The sequence below is a fragment of the Paraburkholderia sp. RL17-347-BIC-D genome (assembly GCF_046027915.1).
Classification (GTDB): domain Bacteria; phylum Pseudomonadota; class Gammaproteobacteria; order Burkholderiales; family Burkholderiaceae; genus Paraburkholderia.
The window spans coordinates 127,594-154,255 of sequence record NZ_JARESS010000017.1 but is presented as its reverse complement, the minus strand read 5'-3'; the positions used below and the strand labels follow the sequence as shown (position 1 = coordinate 154,255).

The following is a 26,662-nucleotide window of genomic DNA, read 5'->3' as shown; positions in this document are numbered from 1 at the left end:
AGCGAGCCAGACCCTTGATGACTGACGCCACTCTCCTGAGTTCCAACTATTCACACTACGCGGCGCGCGCTGCGGCGGCCCGTCCGCAACTCGTGGCGCACGTGGCGGCGCTGGCGTCCGGGCCGCTCACGCGCGAGCGTATCGACGCGCGTTTCGACGCCTTGTGCGCCGAGTCGGCCGGCGCGGCCGATGCGCCATTGAGTGAAGATGCACTTAAACGGGCCTTGCGCCAACTGCGCACCGAGGTTTTTTGCGCCGTGATGGAGCGTGATCTGGCGGGTGAGGCGGATGTTGCCGAAGTCACCGGCGCGATGACGGACCTGGCGGAGACGACGATCCAGCGCGCGCTTGCGGTCCTGTCCGCCGAACTCGAAGCGCTGTATGGCGAGCCGCGCAACCCGCAAGGCGAACGGCTCTCGCTTGGCGTGGTGGGGATGGGCAAGCTTGGCGGGCGCGAGCTGAACGTGTCGTCCGATATCGACTTGATCTTCATTTATGAAGAGGACGGTGAGACCGCTGGCGGCCAGCGTTCGCCGATCGCCACGCAGGACTTTTTCACGCGCCTCGGCAAGCGCCTGATCGGCGCCCTCGCCGAAGTGACCGGCGACGGCTACGTGTTCCGTGTCGATATGCGGCTGCGGCCGAACGGCGACTCGGGACCGCTCGTGTGCAGTCTCGGCATGCTCGAAGAGTATTTCTACGTGCAAGGCCGCGAGTGGGAGCGCTATGCGTGGATTAAGGGGCGTCTCGTGTCCGAAGCCGCGAGCGATGCCGCGCAACGGCTGCAGAAGCAGCTCGATGCGATCGTCATGCCGTTCGTCTACCGCCGCTATCTCGACTTCGGCGTGATCAGCGCGATTCGCGCACTCCATCTGCAGATTCGCCAGGAGGCGCAGCGGCGTGCGTCGATGCGTCCCGACAAGGCGGACGACATCAAGCTCGGGCGGGGCGGCATCCGCGAAATCGAATTCAGCGCGCAGGTGTTCCAGTTGATCCGTGGCGGCCAGGATGCGGGCTTCCGTGTGCGGCCGACGCTTGCCGTGCTGCGTCACGCGGCCACGCATGGGCTGATCGACACGTCGGTTTGCGTGAAGCTGTCGCAGGCGTATCGCTTCCTGCGCGAACTCGAGCATCGGCTGCAATACCGCAACGATGCGCAGACCCATGCGATGCCGGTCGATCGCGAGGAACGCGCGGCGCTCGCTCATGCGATGGGTTGCGACGACTACGCCGCGCTGATGGCCAAGCTCGACGCGCATCGCGAATTCGTCGAACAGCAGTTCGATCAGATTTTCGCCGACAAGGTGAGCGGCCGCGACGGCTGTGGCGCACCCGAAGACGGCGCCGGCGTGTGGGTCTGGAGCAGCGCGCTCGCCGACGACAGCGCCGACGAAGCCCTGCAGGCGCGCCTGATCGAACTCGGCGTGGCCGAACCGGGCGAACTGCTCGCGCGGCTGCGCGCGGTGTGGCAGTCGTCGCGTTATGCAGGGCTGGCCGAGCGCAGCCGGCAACGTTTCGACATCGTCGCGCAACGGGCGCTCGAAGCCGCGCGCACGCTGGAGCCCGCCGAGCGGCGCGGCGATACGGTGGCGCGCTTCTTCGACCTGCTCGAAGCGGTGAGCCGGCGCGGCGCGTATCTCGCGCTGCTGACCGAATATCCGCAGGCGCTGCATCGCGTGCTGTCGGTGCTCGGCGGGTCGCGCTGGGCGGCCGGCTACCTGATCCGCCATCCGCAATTGCTCGATGAATTGCTGGACGACGAAGCGATCAACAGTCCGTTCGACTGGCCCGAGTTCAAGCGCACGCTGCGCCTGCGCCTTGCCGCGGCGGACGGCGTCGAGCAGCAGATGGATCTGTTGCGCCATGCCCACCAGGCCGAGGTGTTTCGCATTCTGCTAATCGATCTGGCCGGCAAGCTGAGCGTCGAACATGTGAGCGACCGGCTGTCCGAACTCGCCGATGCCGTGCTCGACGTCACGCTCGAGGCCGTCTGGAACCAGCTGCCGAAACGCCACCGCGACGTGCCGCGTTTCGCGGTGATCGCGTACGGCAAGCTAGGCGGCAAGGAACTGGGCTACGCGTCCGATCTCGACGTGATCTTCCTCTACGACGACCCCGACGACGCCGCAGCCGACGTCTACTCCACCTACACCCGCCGCCTGATCACCTGGCTCACGACGGCAACCGGCGCCGGCACCCTGTTCGACGTCGACTTGCGTCTGCGGCCGAACGGCGAATCGGGCCTGCTCGTCACCGATCTGGACGCGTTCCGCCGTTACCAGTTGCGCGAGGGCGACGCAGCGAATACGGCGTGGGTATGGGAGCACCAGGCATTGAGCCGCGCGCGTTACTGCGCGGGCGACGCTGAGATCGGCGCGAAGTTCGAAGCCATCCGCGAACAGGTGCTGACCACGCCGCGCGAAGCGGCGCCGCTGATGAAGGAAATTGTGGAGATGCGTGCGCGCGTCGAAGCGGGGCATCCGAACCATACGGCGCTGTTCGACCTGAAGCACGATAGCGGCGGGATGGTGGATATCGAGTTCACCGTGCAGTACTGGGTGTTGTTGCACGCGGCGAGCGATCCCGAGTTGATCCGCAATACCGGCAACATCGCGTTGCTGCGGGAAGTGTCGCGCTTCGGCCTGATGAGCGAGGCGGAAGCGGAGACGGTCGGCGCGGCGTACCGAACGTACCGCAAGTTGCAGCACCAGTTGCGGCTGGATGGGATGGAGAAGGCGCGGGTCGAGCCGGCGCTGGTGGCTAGGGAGCGTGAAGCGGTGCTGGGGCTGTGGAAGCGTGTGTTTGGTTGAACGCGCGCGAGGGTTTCTCAAGCGGGGCCTGCCTGGCGGCGCTTCGAGCGGCGGCGTGAGCGACGTCGCGGCCTTCACTTTGCCAAGCGGGCGACGCGCCCAGCGATTCACCCTTAGCCGTCGTTCGTCGCCGCCAGTGCTCCGATCGCGAGTCGCGGATGGCGAGGGCATCCCCAGCCGACGAACAACTACGCCGCCAGCATTTCCTTCGCATGCTTGCGCGTGGTCGGTGTGATCTCCAGGCCGCCGAGCATGCGCGCGACTTCCTCGACGCGACTCGCCTTGTCGAGCGAGGTCACGCTGCTGACCGTGCCACCTTTGCCGTTGCCCGCTTTCGCCACCTGGAAATGATGGTCGCCGCGCGCGGCAACTTGCGGCAAGTGCGTCACGCACAGCACCTGGCGCTGTTGGCCAAGCTGATGCAAAAGCCGCCCGACCACTTCGGCGACGCCGCCGCCGATGCCCGTGTCCACTTCATCGAAGATCAGCGTGGGTGTCGGGCTGGCGGCGCTGGCGATCACGGCGAGCGCGAGGCTGATCCGCGCCAGTTCGCCGCCTGAGGCGACCTTGGCAAGCGGCCGCAGCGGCACGCCGGCATGACCGGCGACGCGGAACTCGACCTGTTCGAGCCCGTGCGCGCCGCCTTCGGGCAGCGGCACCAGCGCGACTTCGAAGCTGCCGCCTTTCATCGACAGTTCCTGCATGCCGGTGGTGACCGCCGCGCCCAACGCCTTGCCGGCCTTGGCGCGCGCCTTCGAGAGTTTCTTCGCCTCGGTCAGGAAGTCTTCCCTGGCTTTGGCTTCGGCGGCGTGCAGGCTGTCGAGGTCGGCGGCCGCGTCGAGCGCGGCCAGTTGCGCGCGACGCGCCTCGTGTTCCTCAGGCAGTGTTTCCGGCTGCAGACGGAACTTGCGCGCGGCCGAATGCAACGCGTCGAGACGCTTCTCGACCTGCGCCAGCCGATCCGGATCGAGTTCGAGCTTTTGCGCGTAATGACTCAGCGAATAAGCCGCTTCCTGCAGCTGGATTTCGGCCGGCTCGAGCGCGGCCAGCACGTCGTTCAAGGCCGGATCGATCTCCGCCAGATCACGCACCTTCGAGACGATCGAGGAAAGATGCGTGATCATGGCCTCGTCCGATTCGGACAGCGCGCCGAGCGCACCTTGCACGCCGTCGATGAGATTGGCGGAGTGCGACAGCCGCCGATGCTCGGCGTTGACTTCTTCCCACTCACCGGGTTGCGGCGCGAGCTTGTCCAGTTCGGTGAGCTGCCAGGCGAGGCGCTCGCGTTCCAGTTGCAGTTCACGGTCACGCGTTTTCGCGTGCTCGACCGCCTGAACCTTCTCGCGCCACGTGCGCCATGCTCGCGTAACGGTTGCCGCAGTGTCGGACAGGCCGGCGTGTGTGTCGAACAGTTCGCGTTGCGCGTCGGGGCGCATCAGCAACTGGTGCGCATGCTGACCATGAATATCCACCAGCATTTCGCCGACCTCGCGCAACTGCGCGAGCGTCGCCGCGGTGCCGTTGATGAAGGCCCGCGAGCGGCCGTTCGCATCCACCACGCGCCGCAGCATCACCGTGCCGTCGTGATGGCCGTCGTCGCCGGTCGTGCCGAGCGCCTGCTCGTCGAGCCATTGCTCGACCTGCGCGTGCGTCTCGAACTCCGCGGTGATGTCGGCGCGGCTTTCGCCGGTGCGCACGACGTTCGCATCGGCGCGGGCGCCGAGCGCGAGCGCCAGCGCGTCGATCAGGATCGACTTGCCGGCGCCGGTTTCACCGGAGAAAACAGTAAAGCCGCTGTCGAATTCGAGATCGAGCGCGGCGACGATGACGAAGTCGCGTATCGAGAGGTGGCGAAGCATGGAGGTCGTCTGGTGAGCGTGATAGTCGGGTTTCGGCAGCGGCGGCGTTCGCGTTCCGGTGTCCTTGCCGCTCAGGGCTTGGGGTCTTCTTCGTGCGACGGGTATTCGTTCCAGTGCAGCTTCTTGCGCAGCGTGGCGAAGTAGCTGTAGCCGACGGGATGCAGCATCGGCACCGTATGACGCGAGCGGCGCACTTCGATCGTGTCGCTCAGTTCGAGCGAGGTGAACGACTGCATGTCGAAATTGACGTTCACTTCGCGCCCCGAGACGATCTGGATGCTCACCTTGGAGTCGTCCGGCAGCACGATCGGCCGGTTCGAGAGCGCGTGCGGCGCGATCGGCACCAACACGATGCCTTGCAATTGCGGATGCAGAATCGGCCCTTGCGACGACAGCGCGTAAGCGGTCGAGCCGGTGGGCGTGGCCACGATCAGGCCGTCCGAGCGCTGGTTGTACATGAAGCGGCCGTCCACCGAGACATGCAGTTCCGCCATGCCCGAGAAGCCGCTGCGGTTGACCACCACGTCGTTGAAGGCCAGCGCGTGATAGATCGGATTGCCGCCGCGCATGATGCGCGCTTCGAGCAGCACACGTTCTTCGCGCTCGAAATTGCCCGACAGCATTTGCGGCACGATCTCGCGCATGTCGGAGATCGGAATGTCGGTAATGAAGCCGAGCCGCCCGTGGTTGATGCCGATCAGCGGCGTGCGGTACGGCGCAAGCTGGCGGCCGATGCCGAGCATGGTGCCGTCGCCGCCCAGCACCACCGCAACGTCGGCGCGCGCGCCGATCTCGGCGGGACGCAGCGCCGGATAGTCGGTGACGCCGATCTCGGCGGCGGTGTCGGCTTCGAACACGACTTCGAAGCCGCGCTTCGCGATGCACGAGGCGAGCGTGGTCAAGGGCTCGGCGATGCCCGGCGTATTGTTGCGCCCGACGAGCGCGACGGTCTTGAACTGGCTGGTCACTTGCATGCCGGCATTACACCATAGGTAGGGCCTGAAAAGAACCGCAGACAGACCCGGTAGCCGGCCGGCACGCGCGGGCCGTCAGCGCATCTCGCGATTATCGTTAGAATGGTGAAGCCTTGATGACATGTGCGCCGGTTAAAGTGCGGCGGGGTGCCGGCAGCGGGGCCGCCCAGAAGGTGGCCCGCAAGGTGGTCCGCAAAGCGTCGGGCGGAACGCCGGCTAGCAGGCCGGACCGAAGGCAATGCGCTGCGCTGGCAACAGGCGGCGCGTTCGTCAGGGATGGGCGCCCCTAGCGCTCGCGGTTGTCGTGCCATTGAGCTAAAATTTTCCGTCATGCTAGATCCTCGCGCACAAACCCTCCTCAAAACGCTGATCGAGCGCTACATCGCCGAAGGTCAGCCGGTCGGCTCGCGCACGTTGTCGCGCTATTCGGGCCTCGAACTGAGTCCCGCAACGATCCGCAACGTGATGTCCGACCTCGAGGACCTGGGGCTCGTGATCAGTCCGCATACTTCGGCGGGCCGCATTCCCACGCCTCGCGGCTACCGCCTGTTCGTGGACACCATGCTGACGGTGGAGTCCGCCGCAGACGAAGAGGCCGTGACGCGTACTGTCAAGACTACGCTGCAGGCGGGCGAACCGCAGAAAATCGTTGCGGCGGCGGCCAGCGTGCTCTCCAATTTGTCGCAGTTCGCCGGCGTGGTGCTCACGCCGCGGCGCAGCCATGTGTTCAAGCAGATCGAGTTCATGCGTTTGTCCGACAAGCGCATTCTGCTGATCATCGTCACGCCGGAAGGGGACGTGCAGAACCGCATCATGGCTACCCAGCGCGATTTCTCGCCGTCGCAACTGGTCGAGGCGTCCAACTACATCAACGCGCACTTCGCGGGCCTTTCGTTCGACGACGTGCGCCGCCGCCTGCGCGAAGAAATCGACGAGTTGCGCGGCGACATGACTACGCTGATGCATGCCGCCGTCACCGCCAGCACGGACGAATCCGACACGGGCGAGACCGTGCTGATTTCCGGCGAGCGCAACCTGCTCGAAGTCGCCGACCTTTCGTCGGACATGGCGCGCTTGCGCAAGTTGTTCGATGTGTTCGACCAAAAGACCAGTCTCCTTCAATTGCTCGACGTGTCGAGTCACGCGGCGGGTGTGCAGATTTTCATCGGCGGTGAGTCGAATCTCGTACCGATCGAGGAAATGAGCGTGGTCACCGCGCCGTACGAGGTGAACGGCAAGATCGTCGGCACGCTCGGCGTGATCGGGCCGACCCGCATGGCCTACAACCGCGTGATTCCGATTGTGGACATCACCGCGCGGCTGCTTTCCCTGACTCTCAGCCAGCAATAAATAGCTTCGACTCCCGGCCGCGGCGGCACCTGCTGCAAATAATGCGTGACCGCGCGCGGCTTGCCAATTGGCCGAATGGCCAGGGGTGTCCGGCGGACCGGTGCATGAGCCGCGCCGCTATAATGAATCCCACCTGAACCGACTTTCCGCCAAAACCGGTTACTTCTGCTGCCTATGCGCTTCGACCTCGAGCGGCCCTCACAGAACGCCACGTCACACCGTGTCGCCGTGCTGCTGATCAATCTCGGCACGCCCGACGCGCCGACGCCGCGTGCGGTCCGCCGCTATCTCGCGCAGTTTCTGTCCGATCCGCGCGTGGTCGAAATTCCGGCGCTGCTCTGGCAGATCATTCTGCGGCTACTGATTTTGCCGGTCCGGGGCCGCGCGTCCGCCAAGAAGTACGCCGCGGTGTGGATGCCCGAAGGCTCGCCACTGCGCGTTCACACAGAGAAGCAGGTGGAGGGCTTGCGCCATCTGTTGCAATTGAACGACTACACGGTGCTGGTCGATTACGCGATGCGCTACGGCACGCCGGGCATTCCGGCCATGCTGAACCAGCTCAAGCTGGCGGGCGCCGAGCGCGTGCTGCTGATGCCCATGTATCCGCAGTATTCGTCGTCGACCACCGCCACCGCTTTCGACGACGCTTTTTCGGCGCTCAAGCGTATGCGCAATCAGCCGGAGGTCCGCACGGTGCGGCAGTACGCCGACCATCCGGCCTACATTGCGGCGCTTGCCGCGCAGGTGCATCACTATTGGCATCAGCACGGCCGGCCGGACTTTGCCGCGGGCGACAAGCTGGTACTGAGTTTCCACGGCGTGCCCAAGCGCACGCTGGATCTCGGCGACCCATACCACGAGCAATGCCAGCAAACCGGCGCACTGTTGATGCAGGCGCTCGAACTGACACAGGTGGAATGCCGCATCACGTTCCAGTCGCGGTTTGGCAAGGCCGAATGGCTGCAGCCGTACACGGCGCCCACGCTGAAAGAACTGGGTGCGGCGGGTGTGCGTCGCGCCGACGTGTTCTGTCCGGGCTTTACAGCCGATTGCCTTGAAACCATCGAGGAAATCGGCATGGAAGTGCGCGACGAATTCCTCCACGCGGGCGGCAAGGATTTCCATCGGATTCCCTGCTTGAACGCCTCGCAGGCATGGATTGCCGCGCTGGGCGAGATCGTCGCGCAGAACCTCCAGGGATGGCCGGTGCAGGCGTTGCCGGTGCCGCATACGACAGGAGCTTGAACAGGCTCATGAATTACACGATTTCAACTGAAGCGGGCGCGAAGCTGCGCATCGACAAATGGCTTTGGGCGGCGCGCTTCTTCAAGACGCGTTCGCTCGCGGCCGACGCCGTCGAAAAAGGCCACGTGCGGATTGGCGGCGCCAGCGTCAAGCCGGCCAAAGACGTGCGGGTCGGCGACCTGGTGGAGATCGAGATCGAACGGATTGTGTGGCAGGTGGAAGTGCTGGGCGTGTGCGACGTGCGCGGCCCGGCGAGCGTCGCGCAAACGCTTTATGCGGAAACCGAAGCGAGCAAGGTGAAGCGGCAGGTCGAACAGGAGCGGCGCAAGACGTATCGCGAGCCGGCGGCCGCGTTGCACGGCCGGCCGACCAAACGCGACAGGCGCACTATCGACAAACTTTCAGGTGGGGGTTGAACAGTTGTTCCATGGTCGCGTGCACACCGCCGTATTCGGTAGTGTGGTCGTTGACAGCCCCGGACATGCAGATGGTCGTGGTGCCCGCAATCAGAACCAATGCGACCACCGAGATTGCAAAGGTCAGTTTCACGGTACTCCCCTCGGGAAGGTTCAGGATAAAGACGGGCGAAGCGGGTGGAAATTGCAATATGTCGGAAAGGTTGACGTCAGATTAGGGTTAACGCGTCTTTTCCGATGCTTAAGTGGAGCATAGGCCACTTGTCGATAGCACTCAATCTCAATCTGATTGCGCAGCAATAATCGTTGTAACCGGGCATTTCCGCCGCGCGTTCGTGGTGCGAAAAGATCCGGGAGAACCGCTTGAAATGGTTGTTCCCGGCCTCATCTGCCGTTTTGATTTGCGGTGACTCGCGCAGTTGTCTGTCGCGATTTTGCAACGCACAAACCGCGCCAGGTTTGATGCGCTGCCTGCCACCGTTGGCTTTTACCTCGCTTTCACCCATTTAACGACTTTCAGCGACATGGAAAACACGCAAGAGAACCCGACGAGCCAGAATCCCACGCCCGCCGACGAAACCGCGCGCCAGGCCGCCGAGGCCGCGGCACCTCAGCAGGAAGCGGCTGCCAACGCCGCGACCGACTCGCCGGTCAACGCCGAGCAAGCGGCCTTGGCCGAAGCTGAAGCGAAGATCGCCGAGTTGCAGGAAAGCTTCCTGCGGGCCAAGGCTGAGACCGAAAACGTCCGCCGCCGCGCTCAGGAAGACGTCGCCAAGGCACACAAGTTTGCAATCGAGAGCTTCGCCGAGCATCTGCTGCCGGTAATCGACAGCCTCGAGGCAGCCGTCGCCCACTCATCCGACGATCTGCAGAAGGTGCGCGAAGGCGTCGAACTCACGCTGCGCCAGCTCACCGGCGCGTTGGAGAAGGGCCGCGTCGTCGCCCTGAATCCGATTGGCGAGAAGTTCGACCCGCACCGCCATCAGGCCATTTCCATGGTGCCGGCCGAGCAGGAGCCGAACACCGTGGTGGCCGTGCTGCAAAAGGGCTTCGTGATCGCCGATCGCGTGCTGCGGCCGGCACTCGTGACCGTCGCGGCACCGAAGTAAGCGCCGGAAGGCTCGGTAAGCCGTTTCGGCCGGCAGGCAGCGCCGCGGCCAGTGTTCTCGTCGGCGCCTCGGTGCTTCGCGTCTTCGCGATGCGCGAGCTCGGCGCCGAGTCATTCGGAGCAGACGATGAATTGGCGTGGTGTTTGCCAGAATCTCGACCGCTTCAACTGTGAGATCTTCAGGAAAGCCGTGCCCGTGAGCCGGGCGCGATTCACGCGCTCGGTCTCGAATGGTTTCACAGCAACGTTGGCGAGCATCGCGAACTGGGCCGGCGCTTCATGCTGCACGGCGTGGCCACGTGGTTTCACTTCCACGTCGGCAGGCAGGCGGCTCGGTTAATGGAACAAATTTGGGCAAAAGTTCGCCCGATTGAAAAAAATTAAAGACCGCATCGCAAAAGAGGTCTTGAAAACGATGCGGACGCACTTATGTTGAGTGCAGGTAGGAATTGAGAGCGGATCGCCTTACCGCCAGCTGGGCAAACAAGGCGCTTCCCGCAGCGATCAAAGTTAGGAGATTAGTAAAAATGGGCAAAATCATCGGCATCGACCTCGGCACGACCAACTCGTGCGTGGCGATCATGGAAGGCAATTCGGTCAAGGTGATCGAGAACTCGGAAGGTGCGCGCACCACGCCGTCGATCATCGCTTACATGGAAGACGGCGAGATCCTCGTCGGCGCGCCTGCGAAGCGTCAGTCGGTCACCAACCCGAAGAACACGCTGTACGCAGTCAAGCGCCTGATCGGCCGCCGCTTCGAAGAAAAAGAAGTGCAGAAAGACATCGGCCTGATGCCGTACAAGATCATGAAAGCCGATAACGGCGACGCATGGGTCGAAGTGCGCGATCAGAAGCTCGCTCCGCCGCAAATCTCCGCGGAAGTGCTGCGCAAGATGAAGAAGACCGCTGAAGACTATCTCGGCGAGCCGGTCACGGAAGCCGTGATCACGGTTCCCGCGTACTTCAACGACAGCCAGCGCCAGGCAACCAAAGATGCAGGCCGCATCGCCGGTCTGGAAGTGAAGCGGATCATCAACGAGCCGACGGCAGCCGCTCTGGCGTTCGGTCTGGACAAGGCCGAAAAGGGCGACCGCAAGATCGCGGTGTATGACCTGGGCGGCGGTACGTTCGACGTGTCGATCATCGAAATCGCGGACGTCGACGGTGAAATGCAGTTCGAAGTGCTCTCCACGAACGGCGATACGTTCCTGGGCGGTGAAGACTTCGACCAGCGCATCATCGATTACATCATTGCCGAGTTCAAGAAAGAACAGGGCGTGGATCTGTCGAAAGATGTGCTCGCGCTGCAACGCCTGAAGGAATCGGCTGAAAAGGCGAAGATCGAACTGTCGTCGAGCCAGCAAACCGAAATCAACCTGCCGTACATCACGGCCGACGCGTCGGGTCCGAAGCACTTGAACCTGAAAATTACGCGTGCGAAGCTGGAAGCGCTGGTTGAAGAGCTGATCGAACGCACCATCGAACCGTGCCGCGTGGCGATCAAGGACGCAGGCGTGAAGGTCGGCGAAATCGACGACGTGATTCTCGTCGGCGGTATGACCCGCATGCCGAAGGTGCAGGAAAAGGTCAAGGAATTCTTCGGCAAGGATCCGCGCCGTGACGTGAACCCGGACGAAGCCGTCGCCGTGGGCGCCGCGATTCAAGGCCAGGTTCTGTCGGGCGACCGCAAGGACGTTCTGCTGCTCGACGTGACCCCGCTGTCGCTCGGCATCGAAACGCTCGGCGGCGTGATGACGAAGATGATCAACAAGAACACCACGATCCCGACCAAGCACGCCCAGGTCTATTCGACGGCCGACGACAATCAGGGCGCCGTGACGATCAAGGTGTTCCAGGGCGAACGCGAAATGGCCGCGGGCAACAAGCTGCTGGGCGAGTTCAACCTGGAAGGCATTCCGCCGGCACCGCGCGGCACGCCGCAGATCGAGGTGAGCTTCGACATCGACGCGAACGGCATTCTGCACGTCGGCGCGAAAGACAAGGCGACCGGCAAGGAAAACCGCATCACGATCAAGGCGAACTCGGGTCTGTCCGAAGCCGAAATCGAGAAGATGGTGAAGGACGCCGAAGCGAACGCGGAAGAAGATCACAAGCTGCGTGAACTGGCCGATGCCCGCAACCAGGGCGACGCGCTGGTCCACAGCACGAAGAAGGCGCTCACCGAATACGGCGACAAGCTGGAAGCTTCTGAGAAGGAAAAGATCGAAGCCGCGCTGAAGGACCTCGAAGAAACGCTGAAGAGCGGTTCGAGCGACAAGGCCGCGATCGAAGCCAAGATCGAAGTGGTGGCCACCGCCTCGCAGAAGATGGGCGAGAAGATGTACGCCGACATGCAGGCTGCGCAAGGTGCCGAAGCAGCGGCAGCGGGCGCGGCAAGCCCGGGTGCAACGGCCGGTGGCGCGAGCCACCAGCAGGACGACGTGGTCGACGCCGAGTTCAAGGAAGTCAAGAAAGACTAAAGCCAGGTCGCCTTTCGACCGTAAAGCCGCACACAGCCTTGTGTGCGGCCCGGCTGCACCGGAGACTGCGCCAGCTTTGTCGAACAGCAGGACAGCAGAAACGTGCAAGAGCGGTTATCACGCCTGGCGAGCCTTTTAGGCTCTCCGGGCACATTTGTTTTATGGAGGGCGTTGTTTTGAGCCGCATTCAGGCGGCATGAAACGACGGCCGGACGAGTCGTGAGACTCCAGCATTCAAGAGGAGCCACCGTGCGCATTGCGCGAGTGGCGTTGAACCGATATGGCGAAACGGGATTACTACGAGGTTCTGGGCGTCGCAAAGAACGCGAGCGACGACGAAATCAAGAAGGCTTATCGCAAGCTGGCGATGAAGCACCACCCCGACCGCAATCCGGGCAACAAGGATGCGGAAGAGCATTTCAAAGAGGTGAAGGAAGCCTATGAAATGCTGTCGGACTCGCAAAAGCGTGCCGCGTACGATCAGTACGGCCACGCGGGCGTCGATCCGAACATGGGCGGTGCCGGGGCGCAAGGCTTCGGCGGGTTTGCCGACGCATTCGGCGATATCTTCGGCGACATCTTCGGCCAGGCGGCCGGTGGTGCCGCACGCGGCGGCGGCCGCGCCGGCCCGCAGGTGTATCGCGGCGCCGATCTGCGCTACAGCATGGAAATCACGCTGGAACAGGCCGCACACGGCTATGACACGCAGATTCGCGTGCCGAGCTGGGTCTCGTGCGAAGTCTGTCACGGTTCGGGCGCCAAGCCCGGCACCAAGCCGGAAACCTGCCCGACCTGTAGCGGTTCGGGTTCGGTGCGTATGTCGCAAGGCTTTTTCAGCATTCAGCAAACCTGCCCGAAGTGCCACGGCACCGGCACCTACATTCCTGAACCGTGCGGCCACTGCCACGGCGCGGGCAAGGTGAAGGAAACCAAGACGCTGGAAGTGAAGATCCCGGCAGGTATCGACGACGGCATGCGTATCCGTTCCGCCGGCAATGGCGAGCCGGGTATCAACGGCGGCCCGTCGGGCGATCTGTACGTCGAGATTCACATCAAGCAGCACTCGGTTTTCGAGCGCGACGGCGACGATCTGCATTGCCAGATGCCGATTCCGTTCACCACCGCGGCGCTCGGCGGCGAAATCGAAGTGCCGACCCTCGCGGGCCGCGCCAGCTTCACCGTGCCGGAAGGCACGCAGTCGGGCAAGACGTTCCGTCTGCGTGGCAAGGGCATCAAGGGGCTGCGTTCGAGCATTGCCGGCGATCTGTACGTGCACGTGCAAGTCGAGACGCCGGTCAAGCTCACCGAGCCGCAACGCGATCTGCTCAAGCAGTTCGAGAAGGCATTGGTCGAGGGTGGCTCGCGGCATAGTCCGCAAAGCAAGAGCTGGTTCGATCGGGTGAAGAGTTTCTTCGATTAATGGCAGTTTGAAGTTGGCGGTAGGTATGACGGCAGATGAGCGCGACGCGGTGTTCGCGTTGCTCGACGATTGCGACGCGACGGCGGCGCGCCGTTCGAGTCGTCTGTACACGGGTTTTGTGCATGAACGGGTGTGTGCGGATGCCGCGCAGCTCGAAGCCGTGTGCGGGACCGTGGTCGCTGAGACGCAGCGAGGCTTGCATGCTGTCGTGCTCGCCGACTATGAGTTCGGCCGGAATCTTCTCGACGGAGAAGTACACCGGTCTCTGAAAACGCAGCGTGGCGATGCCACGCTGCGTTTTTTATTGTTCGAACGTTGCGAGAAGCTTGCTCGCGAAGAGGTCGACACATGGCTCATGGCGCGCGACGAAGGCACGGCCGAGCCATCAGTGGCGGGTACGGCCAACGTGCGCGCGAGCGTCGACACGGCGCAATTCAATGCGGCGATCGATGCGATTCACTCGGCCCTGCGCGCGGGCGATTCGTATCAGGTCAACTACACGTATCGGCTCGGGTTCGACGTATTCGGCTCGCCGACCGCACTGTATCGGCGGTTGAGGGCGCGTCAGCCGGTGCCGTATGGCGCGCTGATCACGTTGCCCGGCGCTCATTGGGTGTTGTCCTACTCACCGGAGCTCTTCATCGAGAAGCAGGGCGCGATGTTGCGTGCGCGGCCGATGAAAGGCACGGCGCCGCGCTCGGACGACCCGGCGGCGGACCGGCGCGCTGCCGAATTCCTCGGCAACGATCCGAAAAACCGCGCCGAAAACGTGATGATCGTCGACCTGTTGCGCAATGATCTGTCGCGGGTCGCGCAAACAGGCTCGGTCAAAGTGCCGGCGTTGTTTTCGGTCGAGCCGTATGCGTCGGTGTGGCAGATGACCTCGACGGTGCATGCGACGTTGCGGCCCGGCACGTCGTTCGCCGGAATATTGCGCGCGTTGTTTCCCTGCGGCTCGATCACCGGCGCGCCGAAGCATCGCACGATGCAGTTGATCGATGAACTCGAGAGCACGCCACGCGGGCTCTATACCGGCGCGATTGGTTGGCTGGATGCGCCTTCATCGGCTGCTGATCCCACAGACACAACCACGCTCGAAGCAAACCAGACCGCCTGTGGCGACTTCTGCTTATCCGTCGCGATCCGCACGCTGACGTTGAGCCACTCGACACAAACTGGCCAACTAGAAGGCAAGATGGGCGTCGGCGCGGGCATCGTGCTCGACAGCATCGCCACAGACGAATATGCGGAGTGCCAATTGAAGGCCAGCTTTCTGACCGGCGCCGAGCCGGGTTTCGAGCTATTCGAAACGATGTATGCGACACGCGAAGAGGGCGTGCGGCATCTATCACGCCATCTCGCACGGCTCTCGTCGAGCGCCGCGACGCTCGGCTTCAAACTTGACGACGCAAACGCCATTAGCGCAGAGATCGCGGCGAAGTGTGCGTCGCTGCCTGCGCACACGCCGCATCGCATGCGGCTTGCGTTGAGCAAAAACGGCACGATACAGATCACTGCCGCGGTATTGACGCCGCTAGCCGAATCGACAGTCGGCGTGCTGCTTGGACCCGATCACGCTTTCCCGGCAACCGACGCCGCCGACCCGCTGCTACGCCACAAAACGACGCGCCGCGCCGAATACGATCGCGGCTGGCGCGAAGCCGAAGCGAAGGGCGCATTCGATACGTTGTTCTTCAACGCGCAAGGCGAGTTGACCGAAGGCGGCCGTTCGAATGTGTTGGTGAAGTTGGGTGGGCGCTGGTGGACACCGCCGCTTGTGTCGGGCGTACTACCCGGCGTGATGCGCGGCGTTCTACTCGAGGACGTGTCGGATTTGCAGGTGGCCGAACGTGTGCTGAGCCGGACGGATTTGCAAAACGCCGAAGCGCTAATGGTGTGCAATGCGCTGCGAGGCGCGGTACCGGCGCGGATTGTGGACTGAGAGAGGCGAGAGAGTAAGCCGCTGACCGCAGTAGGCAACGCGGTGCAGGCCGGCCGCTGGAGCTTCAGCCGTGAAGAACATGCCGTAGCCGAGCCATCCAGCCGGTCAGGCGCGCATGCCAGGCGGATTCCCGCACGTCATGAGGTGCGGTGGCGTGGTCGCGGATTCCCGCTACATCGATCAGGCAAAATGGGCTCAGGGTGGTCTCTCCCCGGCTCGCGGCCAAGCCGCATTAACAGGAAGACGAAGACAGACAACCAGCTTTGCATACGATATCGGATCGGTCTCAAAACGGGCGCGAAGACGCCCGTTCCGCCGCATTCTCTATCGCTTGAAACTCAGAACGTGTGCTCCGGCCCAGGAAACGAACCGTCCTTCACCGCAGACACGTACGCTTCCACGGCCGCCAGAATACTTGGCTGCCCTTGCATGAAATCCTTCACGAAGCGCGGCCGTTTGCCGGGGAAAATGCCCAGCATGTCGTGCAGCACCAGCACCTGACCCGAACAATCCACGCCCGCGCCGATGCCGATCGTCGGAATGCGCAACTGTTTCGTCACGTCGCTTGCGAGCAGCGTCGGAATCGCTTCCATCACGATCAACTGCGCGCCGGCCTGCTGCACGGCGAGCGAGTCGCGCATCAACTGCGTCGCGCCCGCCTCGGTTTTGCCCTGCACCTTGAAGCCGCCGAACGCATGCACGGATTGCGGCGTCAGACCGACGTGCGCGCATACGGGAATCGAACGTTCCACCAGGAAGCGCACCGTGTCCGCGAGCCATTCGCCGCCTTCGAGCTTCACCATCTGCGCGCCGGCGCGCATCAACTCCACCGAGCTTCTGAAGGCGTCTTCCGGCGTGCCGTAGGTGCCGAACGGCAAGTCGGCCACGATCAGCGCCGCGGGCCGCGCACGCGCCACGCTAGCCGTGTGATACGCGATGTCGGCGAGCGCCACGGGCAGGGTGGTCGTCTGGCCTTGCAGCACGTTGCCGAGCGAGTCGCCGATCAACAGCACGTCGACGCCCGCGCGATCCAGCAGCGCGGCAAAGCTCGCGTCGTAGCAGGTGAGCATGGCGATTTTTTCGCCGGCATCGCGCATTGCCTGCAGTTTCGGCACGGTGATGGCGTTCCGGCTCGCTTCCTGCAAATAGGTCATGGGTCAATCCGTTGAGAAAAGAGAGGTGGCGGCGCCGCTTACAGCGACGTGCCCTTGACAAAGAACTCCTTGCGGCCGCGCATGGTTTCGATGCGTTCGGCGAGCAGCGCAAGGTCCGCGTCCGAGTCGAGCAGATTGAGGTGTTCGGCGTTGACCGTCAGCACGGGCGTGCGGTCGTAGTGATAGAAAAACTCGTTGTACGCGTCGCACAGCGCGTGCAAATACGCGTCGGAAATCTGCAGTTCCATTGGCACCGCACGCTTCTGGATGCGCGCGAACAGCACCTCGGGACTCGCCTGCAGATAGACCACGAAGTCGGGCGCCGGCGCGTTGACGTCGATCCGCGCGGCAAGCGCGCGATACAACTGCCACTCGTCTTCCTGTAGCGTCAGACGCGCGAAGATGTCGTTCTTCTGCGTCATGAAATCGGCGATCAGCGGCGTGCCCGACAAGTGCGCCGCGCTCACGTCCTGCGCCTGCTGCGCGCGCTGCAAGGCAAAGTGCAGTTGCGTGGGCAACGCGTAACGCGCGGTGTCGCGATAAAAGCGTTCGAGGAAAGGATTGTCCTGCGGCCGTTCGAACAGTTCGTGCATCGACCAGCGCTGCGCGAGGCGGCGTGCGAGCGACGTCTTGCCGACGCCGATCGGCCCTTCGATCGCGAGATAGCCGAACGGAGGCCGCAGTTGCGGCGCCGTGACGGTGAGCGGCGTTGAATTCATTCGCAGCGGCCTTTGGGTGGCGTGCTCTCGGCGGCCAATGCATTGAGCATAGGACACTGGCAAGGCCCCTTCACCTTCTCGATGCGCTGATCGCTCACGCCGCTGAGCAGCGCTTCGGCGCGGCCATGTTGCGGGATGACCAGCGTGGGGTCGATCTCGATGAGCGGCACCAGCGCGAAAGCGCGTTCGATCAAACGTGGATGCGGCACGATCAGATCGGCTTCGTCGATCGATTGATCGCCGAACAGCAGAATGTCCAGATCGAGCGTGCGCGGGGCATTGCGAAACGGCCGCTCGCGGCCGAACTGATGCTCGATCTTGTGGCACAGCGCAAGCAGATGCCGCACGGGGAGCGTCGTATCGATCTTCACGACGCAGTTGAAATAATCGTCACCGCCCGCGTCGATCGGGGCAGTGCGATACAGGCTCGACTTGGCGAGCACGGTGATGGTGTGCTGTTGTGCGAGGCACACCACCGCGTCTTTCAGGGTCTGGCGCGCGTCCCCGAGATTCGCGCCGAGGCCGAGATAAGCAACCGTCATGGCATAACTTCCTGCAACTTTCGTTCGACGGCAACAGCGAACGCTAGGTCAGTCTTCGTGCGGGCCGTCATGGCTCGCGTCGTCGGCTGTGCGTTCGGCTGGCGTACCGCCCTCCAATCCGTCCCCCGGCTTGCGGTTTCTGGCGCCACTGCTGCGCCGCCGTCGTTTTCTGGGGCTTCGGTCCTTCCCGCCTTGCGTGAGCAATGCCTCACGTGCGGCGATGTCTCCTTCAATGAACTCCGTCCACCACGCACCGACCGACTCATCGAGTTCGCCCGATTCGCAGCGCAACAGGAGGAAATCATACCCCGCTCTAAATCTTTGGTGTTCCAGCAGCTTCAGCGCACTTCTTCCGGAGCGTTTTTCGAGGCGCAACTGCAGGCCCCAGATCTCGCGCATATCCGACGAGAAGCGCTTGTGGATCGCGAGTTTCTCCGTCTGCATGTCGAGGACGTCGTCCATCGCGCGATGCAGTGCGGGTACCGGATATTCGCCGTTCGCTTCAAATTTTTGCCAGCGCTGCTGCACGTCGTGCCACAACAGCGTGGCGAACAGGAAGCCCGGCGACACCGGCTTGCCGGCGCGCACGCGGGCATCCGTGTTGTTCAGGGCCAACGTGATGAACTTCTCGCCGATAGGTTGCTCGAGCACCACGTCGAGCAAGGGCAGCAGGCCATGATGCAGGCCTTCCTGGCGCAGGCGTTTCAAACACGCGAGCGCATGCCCCGACAGCATCAGCTTGAGCATCTCGTCGAAGAGACGCGCGGCGGGCACGTTGTTGATCAGATCGGCCATGTTGGCGATCGGCTCGCGCGTGCTGTCCTCGATCTCGAAGTCGAGCTTCGCCGCGAAACGCACCACGCGCAGCATACGCACCGGATCTTCGCGATACCGCGTGGCCGGGTCGCCGATCATGCGCAACAGACGCGCGCGCATGTCGGCCATGCCGTTGTGATAGTCCAGCACGGTTTGCGTGGCCGGATCGTAGTACATCGCGTTGATCGTGAAGTCGCGGCGCGTGGCGTCTTCGTGCTGCTCGCCCCACACGTTGTCGCGCAACACGCGGCCGCTTGCGTCCACCGCGTGCGTGCGGCGGTCGAGTTCGTCGCGTTTCAGGCGACGGGCCGGAGGCGCGTCTGCCGCGGGCGGATCGACCAGTGCGCGAAACGTCGAGGTCTCGATGATTTCCTGGCCGAACTGCACATGCACGATCTGAAACCGGCGGCCGATGATGCGCGCGCGGCGGAACAGCTTCTGCACCTGCTCGGGCGTGGCGTCGGTGGCGACGTCGAAGTCTTTCGGCTTGATGCCGAGCAGCAGATCGCGCACAGCGCCGCCGACGATGAACGCGCGGTGCCCCGCCTGTTGCAGACCTTCGGTCACGCGAATCGCGTTCCTCGAGATCAGCGCCTGGTCGATGCCGTGCACGTCGTGCGGAATGATGACCGGCACGTCTGGGTCACGCACGGTCTTGACGGGCGCGCGGGCGGGTTTGCGGCGCGCCTTGCTGGCACTTGACGATGCGCGCGCCGGTGCGCTGCCGGTTTCGTCTGCTTCGGCTTCGGCGGGCAGGCTGTCGTCAGCGGGCGCCGAGTCCTGGCCGAATAGCTTGCGGATAAGTTTTTTGATCACGAGGGTTGAAAGAGTTCGAGGATGCGCCAGCCTTTGGCCTGCGCATGGGCGCGCAATGTGTCGTCCGGATTGGTCGCGATCGGGTCCGTGACTTTTTCGAGCAGCGGAATGTCGTTGTGCGAATCGCTATAGAAATAGCTGCGCTCGAAGTCGCTCCACGTCTTGCCGAGCGAGGCGAGCCATGCTTCGGTGCGCACGATCTTGCCTTCCTTGTAGCTCGGCGTGCCGGTGGGGCGGCCGGTGTACGGCGAATGCGGCTCGCCGTCGACGGTTTCCGCTTCGCAGGCGATCAGCGTGTCGACGCCGAATGCCTGAGCGATCGGGCGGGTGATGAATTCGTTGGTGGCGGTGACCACGCAACACAGGTCGCCCGCTTCGCGGTGCTGCTTCACCAGTTCGAGCGCGACGGGGAAAATCGCCGGCTTGATGACTTCGTGCATGTACTGCGCGTGGAAGTCGGCCAGCTGCGCGCGCGTGTACTTCGACAGCGGCGTGAGCATGGCGATCAGATAGGCGTGAATGTCGAGCCTGCCGGCTTTGTAGTCGGCGAAAAAGCGGTCGTTTTCACGGGCGAAATTTTCGGCGTCGACCATGCCGTGTTTCACCATGAAGCGGCCCCATTCGTGGTCGCTGTCGGTGGGGATGAGCGTGTGGTCGAGGTCGAAGAGTGCGAGGTTAGCCATGGGGGCCTATTTTACTTGAAGCGGCGGATGACGCGGATGAGGCCGCTGAGGTCGGCACAGCGCGCCGTTCTTCGGCGTCCGGCGAAGCCAGCATGGTACGCAACAGCGGCAGCGTGACCGCGCGTTTCTGTTCGAGCGAGAAGCGGTCGAGCGCGTCGAGCAGCGCCATCAGACTCGGCATGTCGCGGCGAAAATGCGTGAGCAGGTAGGCCGGCACGTCGTCGGCGAGCATGATGCCGCGCTCGCGCGCCGCGTGTTTCAGCACTGCGGCCTTGCCTTCGTCCGGCAGCGGCGCGAGATGGAACACGAGTCCCCAGCCGAGGCGCGTGCGCAGATCCTCGCGCACCGTCATGCCGATGGGCGGCGCGTTGCCCGCGGCGACCAGCGCGCTGGTGGGATGCGCGCGCACTTCGTTGAACAGGTTGAAGACGGCGATCTGCTGCGCGGCCGACAGGCCGTCGCAATCGTCGATTGCATAGAGCGCGACGCGCGGGTCGAAGCTGAAGGCGGCGAGACTGCTCTGCGGGCCGGCGAAACGCGCGTGCCCCGGCGACGCTTCGTGCACGAGCGCCTGCAACAGGTGCGTGCGGCCGCTGCCGGACTCACCCCAGATGTAGAACGTGCGATCGGCGACCGGCCCGGCGGCGAGCGCGTTCTCGAGCTCGCGCAAGCGCGTGACCAGCTCCGCGTTGGCACCGGCGAAGAAATTGTCGAATGTCGATGGCGGCGGGGTGCCGAGATCGAGCGTCAGTTGACGAAGCACAGTAGGTGAATGCCGAAAATGAGGCTTGGGCCGCAAATGGCCCGCAGAACGGGCCGAAATAGTCAAAGAGCAATCAGTTGTTATAAAGCGTGCTCGTCAGATAGCTTTGCCGCAACTCGCGCATGGCGACCGACAGAATCGCGCTGACCGGCAACGCCAGCAATACGCCGAAAAAGCCGAACAACTGCCCGAACGCGAGCAACGCGAAAATCACCGCGAGCGGGTGCAGGCCGATCCGTTCACCGACAAGGCGCGGCGTGAGAAAAAAGCTCTCGAGGATCTGGCCGACACCGTAAATCACCGCCACCGCGCCGAAGCCGTACCAGTCGCCGAATTGCAGCAGCGCCGCGAGCAGCGCCAGCGCGAGGCCGGTGGCAAAACCAATGTACGGGATGAACACCGCGAGTCCCGTGAAAATACCGACCGGCAACGCGATCTCGAAGCGCGCGAGGCTCAGCGCAATCGCATAGTACGCGGCGAGCACGCCCATCACGAGTAACTGGCCGCGCAGGTATTGCGACAGCATCTGGTCCATGTCGTGCGCGAGCTGCAGCGTCTTGTCGAGCCAGCGGCGCGGCACCACGATCTGCACGCGGGCGAGCATGCGGTTCCAGTCGTACAGCAGGTAGAACAGCACGAGCGGCACCATCACCACGTTGCCGACCAGCGTCATCATCACATTGCCGCTCGTGCGGATGGAGGTCCACGCATACAGCGCCACGGTCTGCGCGCTGCCTTCCAGTTGCCCCATCACGAGATCGCGGATGCTGGCGAAATCGAGTGAATCGGCGAGTCCCAGCATGGCGAGCTTGGGTTGCAGCCAGGCGTTCACGTGCGTGAATAGCACGGGGACCTGCTGCCGCAACTGCGGCCCTTCTTTCTGGATGACGGCGAGCACCAGCAGCACCAGCAGCGTCATCAGCAGCGTGAAGAGCAGCATCATCAGCAAGGCGGCGAGACCGCGCGGCACGCGCCGGCGCACCATCCACGTGACGCCCGGTTGCAGAATGTACGCGAGAATCGCGCCGAGCAGAAACGGCGTGAGGACCGGACTCAGCAGCCACAGCAGAATGCCGACGCCCAGCGCGATAGCCAGCCAGATGAAGGCGCGCCGCTGAACCGGCGTCAGAATCGAGGAGTTCTCTTGCAAGGTTGTTTCCCAGGTGTCGTCGCGACCGGATCATTAAGGATGATGCAAATTCCAGCCAGTCGGCCGGCATCGGGTAAAATCGCATTTTACCGACCTTCGAGCTCTTCCCCATGAATCAACCGAAATCCGCCCCGAATTCAACTGATTCGGCCCAAGGTCTGTCGTATCGCGACGCCGGCGTGGACATCGACGCGGGCGACGCCCTTGTCGACGCGATCAAGCCCTTTGCCAAAAAGACGATGCGCGACGGCGTGCTGGGTGGCATCGGCGGGTTCGGCGCGCTGTTCGAAGTGCCGAAGAAGTACAAGGAGCCGGTGCTGGTGTCCGGCACGGACGGCGTCGGCACCAAGCTGCGTCTCGCTTTTCAGCTGAACAAACACGACACCGTCGGCCAGGATCTGGTCGCGATGAGCGTGAACGACATTCTCGTGCAGGGCGCCGAGCCGCTGTTCTTCCTCGACTATTTCGCCTGTGGCAAGCTGGATGTGGGCACGGCGGCAACGGTTGTCAAGGGCATCGCGCATGGCTGCGAACTGTCGGGCTGCGCGCTGATCGGCGGCGAGACGGCGGAAATGCCGGGCATGTACCCGGACGGCGAGTACGATCTGGCCGGTTTCGCGGTCGGTGCGGTGGAAAAGAGCAAGATTATCGACGGCAGCACCATCGCTCCGGGCGACATTGTGCTGGGTCTGGCTTCGAGCGGCATCCATTCGAACGGTTTTTCGCTGGTGCGCAAAATCATCGAGCGCGCGCAGCCTGATCTGAACGCGGATTTCGACGGCCGGTCGCTCGCCGACGCGCTGATGGCGCCCACGCACATTTACGTGAAGCCGCTGCTGGCGCTGATGCAGCAGATCGCTGTCAAGGGCATGGCGCACATCACCGGTGGTGGCCTCGTCGAGAATATTCCGCGCGTGCTGCGTGAAGGCCTGACGGCTGAGTTGGATCATCGCGGCTGGCCGTTGCCGCCGCTGTTCTCGTGGCTGCAAAAGCACGGCGGCGTGGCGGATGCGGAAATGCACCGGGTGTTCAACTGCGGTATCGGCATGGCCGTGATCGTGTCCGCTGCGGATGCTGAGGCTGCGGTCGGTCTGCTGTCGGCTGCCGGTGAGCAAGTCTGGAAGATCGGCGTGATTCGCGAAAGCGCGGCCGGTGAAGCTCAGACTGTCGTGGTCTAAAGGCTGTTGGGACCCGCGCGGTGTGCGATGGTTGGCGCCGCGCGAGTTCAAAGCTTCACAATTTCAAAGCAACGCTTCAATCGCTTCAAGCACCCGCGCCGTCGCGTGCGGATCGCAGCAATCCACCACTACACGCTCTGTCATGCTGCGCAGCCATGTGAGCTGCCGCTTGCATAACTGCCGCGTCGCGAAGACGCCCTTGTCGCGCATGGTCGAATAGTCGACGGCGCCATCCAGATACTCCCAGACCTGCCGGTAGCCCACGCAACGCATGGACGGCATCTCGGGCGATAAATCGCCGCGTTCGCGCAACTTCACCACTTCATCGACGAAACCGCCGGCCAGCATCGCATCGAAGCGCTTCTCGATGCGCGCATGGAGCACGCTGCGCTCGGACGGCTCCAGCGTAATCGGCACGAAGCGCCACGCGGCCGCAGCGTCGTCCTGTCGAGCGGGCTCGGCCAGCAAAGCGGACATGGTCTGTCCGGTCAGCATGAAAACCTCGAGCGCCCGCTGAATCCGCTGCGAATCGTTCGGCGCGAGGCGCGCAGCCGTCACGGGATCGATCGAGGCAAGCCGCGCGTGCAGGGCAGGCCAGCCTTCGCGTGCGGCGTCGGCATCTAGCGTGGCGCGCACGTCTGCGTCGGCGGCGGGCAAATCGTTGAGCCCTTGCGTGAGCGCCTTGTAGTACAGCATGGTGCCGCCGACCAGCAGCGGCAGACGCCCGCGCACATGGATCTCGCCAGTCAGCCGCAAGGTGTCGGCGCGAAATTGCGCGGCGGAATAGGCGTCGGTCGGATCGACGATATCGATCAGATGATGCGGCGCCACCGCGCGTTCTTCAGCGGTCGGTTTGGCCGTGCCGATATCCATCTCGCGATAGACCAGCGCCGAATCGACACTGATGATTTCCACCGGGCGCCGCGCGGCGAGCGCCAGTGCGGCAGCGGTTTTGCCGGATGCGGTCGGGCCGAGCAGGCACGGAACAACCGTGGCTAGGCGTGAAGTCATGGGCAAGCGGGCGCCCGTCGAAACAGCGTCACGTCACTGACCACGCATGAACAACCGATCGAGATCGGACAGCGTCAACTGGTACCACGTGGGACGCCCGTGATTGCATTGATCGGCGCGCTCGGTGGCTTCCATCTGACGCAGCAGCGCGTTCATTTCATCGAGCGTCAGACGCCGGTTCGCGCGCACCGCGTGATGGCAGGCGAGCGTGCCGAGCAGTTCGTGCTGACGTTCGGTCAACACGCGCGAGCCGCCGAACGCATGCAGGTCGGAGAGGACCGCGCGCGCCAGCACCTGCAGATCGGCGTCTTTCAGCAGCGCCGGGACGGCGCGGATCGCGAGCGTGGTCGGCGACAGTACGGCGAGGTCGAAGCCGAGCGCGTCGAGCGTGTCGCGCTCTTCTTCCACCGTGCCGATCTCGACCGGGTCGGCCTGCATCGATTGCGGGATCAGCAGCGGTTGCACGGCAATCGTGCGATCGGCCAACGCGTTTTTGAACTGCTCGTACAGAATGCGTTCGTGTGCCGCGTGCATGTCGACGATCACCAGACCGTGCGCGTTCTGCGCCAGCACATAGATGCCGTGGATCTGGCCGAGTGCGAAGCCGAGCGGCTGTTCGTCGGCGGCATGAAAAGCGGGAGCCGGGTAGGGCGCGGACGTGTTGTACGGCGATGGCGATTCGGCAGCCGAATCGCGCGCCTCGAAGAGCGTGGCGCCTTCCGCTGTGCCGGCGTTGGTGTCTTTGCGGCCGAAGAGCGCGTCGTAAAACGCGAGCGGTTGCGCGACCGGCAGCGTACCTTGCGTCATGCGCGCCTGGCGCATCCAGGTATTGCCGGGCTGCGACGACGCTGCGAAGCTGCCGCCTGATGCACCACCAAAGCCGCCGCCGGTGCCGCTTGCACCGCTGCCCGCACCAAAGCTGGCACCGCCGACGCCCGCGCCACCCAGCGGCGTTGCGCCAAACGAAGCCGGTCCACCGACGGACGGCTCCAGATGCGCCGCATGCCCGCCCGCCGTCGTTTCCGGCGATGCGCCCGCATGCCGCGCCAGGGCGCGCTGCACGGCGTGAAAGACGAACTGGTGGATCGAGCGCGAATCGCGGAACCGCACTTCGATCTTCGATGGATGCACGTTCACATCGACCGCTTCAGGCGGCAGATCGAGGAACAGCACGTAGGACGGATAGCGCTCGCCATGCAAGACATCTTCATAAGCGGCGCGCACGGCGTGCGTGAGCAGCTTGTCGCGCACAAAGCGGCCGTTGACGAAAAAATACTGCTGATCGGCACGTCCGCGGCTCGCGGTCGGCAGGCCCGCGCAACCGTAGACGGCAAGCGGTCCGGCGGATTCGTCGAGCGGCAGGTGGGCCGTCGCGAACGTCTCGCCGAGAATCTTCGCAACCCGCACCGGCGGCTCGCTGGCGTTCCAGTGCTCGACCGCCTTGCCGTTATGCAGCACCGAAATCGCGACATCCGGCCGCGCCAGCGCCGCGCGGCGAATCTGTTCGAGACAATGGCCGAGTTCGGTCTGCTCGCTCTTCAGAAACTTGCGGCGCGCCGGCGTATTGAAGTACAACTCGCGGACTTCGATCGTGGTGCCCTGAGTGCCGGCTGCGGGGCTCAGCACGCCGGTTTCCGCGTCGACGCGCACCGCGTGCGCCGCGTCGGCCGTGCGGCTCGTGATGGTCATCTGCGCGACCGAGGCGATCGAGGCCAGCGCCTCGCCGCGGAAACCCAGCGTAGCAACCGCTTCCAGTTCGGCAAGCGAGCGGATTTTGCTGGTGGCGTGGCGCATCAGCGCCAGCACGAGTTCGTTCTCGGGGATGCCGCAGCCGTCGTCGGTGATCGAGATGCGCTTGACGCCGCCTTCGTCGAGCAGGATGCGCAGCGACTGCGCGCCCGCATCGAGTGCATTTTCCAGCAGTTCCTTGACGACCGAGGCCGGCCGCTCGACCACTTCGCCGGCGGCGATCTGGCTGATCAACTGATCGGGAAGGGGCTGGATCGCGCGTAACGGGCGTGGGGCGGGCGCGGCGGCGGAAATCGCGGCCGCGGCGTCGAGGCCGGCAGGCGTTTCGGAGAATTCGGACATGGCGAAATTATAGCGATTCGGCGCGACAAGCCTGTAGCGCGGGCAAGCGCACCCCAACGCGGGAGTTTTTTAATTGTAGCGGGGCACTTTCTGTATCATGACGCGGTCAATTTCCGGCGGCGAGTGAGGGCTTGC

General features: G+C 63.9%; 21 protein-coding genes. 9 read left to right on the top strand and 12 right to left on the bottom strand.

All coding sequences use genetic code 11. From position 1 onward, the window contains the following. Nucleotides 1–17 precede the first annotated feature (17 nt). On the top strand, nucleotides 18–2,810 hold the full coding sequence (gene glnE, locus P0D96_RS23355; RefSeq protein ID WP_408178869.1) for a bifunctional [glutamate--ammonia ligase]-adenylyl-L-tyrosine phosphorylase/[glutamate--ammonia-ligase] adenylyltransferase: 2,793 nt from the start codon (nucleotides 18–20) through the stop codon (nucleotides 2,808–2,810). A gap of 188 nt (nucleotides 2,811–2,998) precedes the next feature. Here the strand turns inward: glnE and recN are convergent, their stop codons facing one another. Both recN and P0D96_RS23345 read right to left on the bottom strand, forming a co-directional pair. Then, the gene (gene recN, locus P0D96_RS23350) at nucleotides 2,999–4,669 is read right to left on the bottom strand and encodes a DNA repair protein RecN (RefSeq protein ID WP_408315485.1); all 1,671 of its coding nucleotides are present in this window, start codon (nucleotides 4,667–4,669) and stop codon (nucleotides 2,999–3,001) included. 71 nt (nucleotides 4,670–4,740) lie between these two features. Continuing rightward, nucleotides 4,741–5,643, bottom strand: a complete 903-nt coding sequence (locus P0D96_RS23345) for an NAD kinase (protein ID WP_408178867.1) — start codon at nucleotides 5,641–5,643, stop codon at nucleotides 4,741–4,743. 330 nt (nucleotides 5,644–5,973) lie between these two features. On the opposite strand from P0D96_RS23345, the gene hrcA reads away from it, so the two are divergent. The 3 genes from hrcA to P0D96_RS23330 all read left to right on the top strand — a co-directional run bounded on the left by hrcA (nucleotide 5,974) and on the right by P0D96_RS23330 (nucleotide 8,654). Then, nucleotides 5,974–6,993: a heat-inducible transcriptional repressor HrcA gene (gene hrcA / locus P0D96_RS23340; protein ID WP_106284494.1), complete on the top strand. Its 1,020-nt coding sequence runs from the start codon at nucleotides 5,974–5,976 to the stop codon at nucleotides 6,991–6,993. 174 nt (nucleotides 6,994–7,167) lie between these two features. After that, nucleotides 7,168–8,238 (top strand): ferrochelatase, encoded by a 1,071-nt coding sequence (hemH, locus tag P0D96_RS23335; protein ID WP_408283408.1) that lies wholly within the window; start codon nucleotides 7,168–7,170, stop codon nucleotides 8,236–8,238. Between the two features lie 8 nt (nucleotides 8,239–8,246). Then, nucleotides 8,247–8,654, top strand: a complete 408-nt coding sequence (locus P0D96_RS23330) for an RNA-binding S4 domain-containing protein (RefSeq protein WP_132375997.1) — start codon at nucleotides 8,247–8,249, stop codon at nucleotides 8,652–8,654. 209 nt (nucleotides 8,655–8,863) lie between these two features. On the opposite strand, the gene P0D96_RS23325 is transcribed toward P0D96_RS23330, so the two are convergent. Beyond that, nucleotides 8,864–9,160 (bottom strand): hypothetical protein, encoded by a 297-nt coding sequence (locus P0D96_RS23325; RefSeq protein ID WP_408283404.1) that lies wholly within the window; start codon nucleotides 9,158–9,160, stop codon nucleotides 8,864–8,866. A gap of 18 nt (nucleotides 9,161–9,178) precedes the next feature. Between P0D96_RS23325 and grpE the strand changes: the two genes are divergently transcribed. The 4 genes from grpE (at nucleotide 9,179) to pabB (ending at nucleotide 15,604) form a co-directional block, all read left to right on the top strand. Further along, nucleotides 9,179–9,763, top strand: coding sequence for a nucleotide exchange factor GrpE (grpE, locus tag P0D96_RS23320; RefSeq protein WP_132375995.1), 585 nt, complete (start codon nucleotides 9,179–9,181; stop codon nucleotides 9,761–9,763). Between the two features lie 526 nt (nucleotides 9,764–10,289). Next, complete coding sequence (dnaK, locus tag P0D96_RS23315) at nucleotides 10,290–12,242, top strand: molecular chaperone DnaK (protein ID WP_132375994.1); 1,953 nt, start codon at nucleotides 10,290–10,292, stop codon at nucleotides 12,240–12,242. 280 nt (nucleotides 12,243–12,522) lie between these two features. Then, the gene (gene dnaJ, locus P0D96_RS23310; protein ID WP_132375993.1) at nucleotides 12,523–13,662 is read left to right on the top strand and encodes a molecular chaperone DnaJ; all 1,140 of its coding nucleotides are present in this window, start codon (nucleotides 12,523–12,525) and stop codon (nucleotides 13,660–13,662) included. A gap of 25 nt (nucleotides 13,663–13,687) precedes the next feature. Beyond that, nucleotides 13,688–15,604: an aminodeoxychorismate synthase component I gene (pabB, locus tag P0D96_RS23305; RefSeq protein WP_408315483.1), complete on the top strand. Its 1,917-nt coding sequence runs from the start codon at nucleotides 13,688–13,690 to the stop codon at nucleotides 15,602–15,604. Between the two features lie 338 nt (nucleotides 15,605–15,942). Here the strand turns inward: pabB and panB are convergent, their stop codons facing one another. The 7 genes from panB to P0D96_RS23270 all read right to left on the bottom strand — a co-directional run bounded on the left by panB (nucleotide 15,943) and on the right by P0D96_RS23270 (nucleotide 22,247). Next, a complete protein-coding gene (panB, locus tag P0D96_RS23300) occupies nucleotides 15,943–16,758 on the bottom strand; it encodes a 3-methyl-2-oxobutanoate hydroxymethyltransferase (RefSeq protein WP_132375991.1) in 816 nt (271 codons plus the stop codon). 38 nt (nucleotides 16,759–16,796) lie between these two features. Further along, a complete protein-coding gene (locus P0D96_RS23295) occupies nucleotides 16,797–17,477 on the bottom strand; it encodes a deoxynucleoside kinase (RefSeq protein WP_408315481.1) in 681 nt (226 codons plus the stop codon). Beyond that, nucleotides 17,474–18,019 carry a 2-amino-4-hydroxy-6-hydroxymethyldihydropteridine diphosphokinase gene (folK, locus tag P0D96_RS23290; RefSeq protein WP_132375989.1) on the bottom strand — a complete coding sequence of 182 codons (546 nt, stop codon included), beginning with the start codon at nucleotides 18,017–18,019 and terminating at the stop codon, nucleotides 17,474–17,476. Before folK ends, P0D96_RS23295 begins: the two co-directional genes overlap by 4 nt. Before the next feature lie 48 nt (nucleotides 18,020–18,067). Continuing rightward, nucleotides 18,068–19,651 carry a polynucleotide adenylyltransferase PcnB gene (gene pcnB / locus P0D96_RS23285; protein ID WP_408178860.1) on the bottom strand — a complete coding sequence of 528 codons (1,584 nt, stop codon included), beginning with the start codon at nucleotides 19,649–19,651 and terminating at the stop codon, nucleotides 18,068–18,070. Continuing rightward, nucleotides 19,648–20,334: a histidinol-phosphatase gene (locus P0D96_RS23280; protein ID WP_132375987.1), complete on the bottom strand. Its 687-nt coding sequence runs from the start codon at nucleotides 20,332–20,334 to the stop codon at nucleotides 19,648–19,650. Before P0D96_RS23280 ends, pcnB begins: the two co-directional genes overlap by 4 nt. Next, nucleotides 20,327–21,097, bottom strand: coding sequence for a DnaA regulatory inactivator Hda (hda, locus tag P0D96_RS23275; RefSeq protein ID WP_132375986.1), 771 nt, complete (start codon nucleotides 21,095–21,097; stop codon nucleotides 20,327–20,329). Before hda ends, P0D96_RS23280 begins: the two co-directional genes overlap by 8 nt. Before the next feature lie 73 nt (nucleotides 21,098–21,170). Continuing rightward, entirely contained in the window at nucleotides 21,171–22,247 is a 1,077-nt protein-coding gene (locus P0D96_RS23270; RefSeq protein ID WP_408178858.1) for an AI-2E family transporter, read from the bottom strand. Between the two features lie 110 nt (nucleotides 22,248–22,357). On the opposite strand from P0D96_RS23270, the gene purM reads away from it, so the two are divergent. Continuing rightward, nucleotides 22,358–23,425, top strand: a complete 1,068-nt coding sequence (gene purM, locus P0D96_RS23265; protein WP_408178857.1) for a phosphoribosylformylglycinamidine cyclo-ligase — start codon at nucleotides 22,358–22,360, stop codon at nucleotides 23,423–23,425. A gap of 63 nt (nucleotides 23,426–23,488) precedes the next feature. Here purM and miaA read toward each other — a convergent pair whose 3' ends face one another. Beyond that, complete coding sequence (gene miaA, locus P0D96_RS23260) at nucleotides 23,489–24,436, bottom strand: tRNA (adenosine(37)-N6)-dimethylallyltransferase MiaA (RefSeq protein ID WP_408178856.1); 948 nt, start codon at nucleotides 24,434–24,436, stop codon at nucleotides 23,489–23,491. Nucleotides 24,437–24,469: 33 nt separating this feature from the next. Further along, entirely contained in the window at nucleotides 24,470–26,527 is a 2,058-nt protein-coding gene (gene mutL, locus P0D96_RS23255) for a DNA mismatch repair endonuclease MutL (RefSeq protein WP_408178855.1), read from the bottom strand. Between the last annotated feature and the right edge of the window lie 135 nt (nucleotides 26,528–26,662).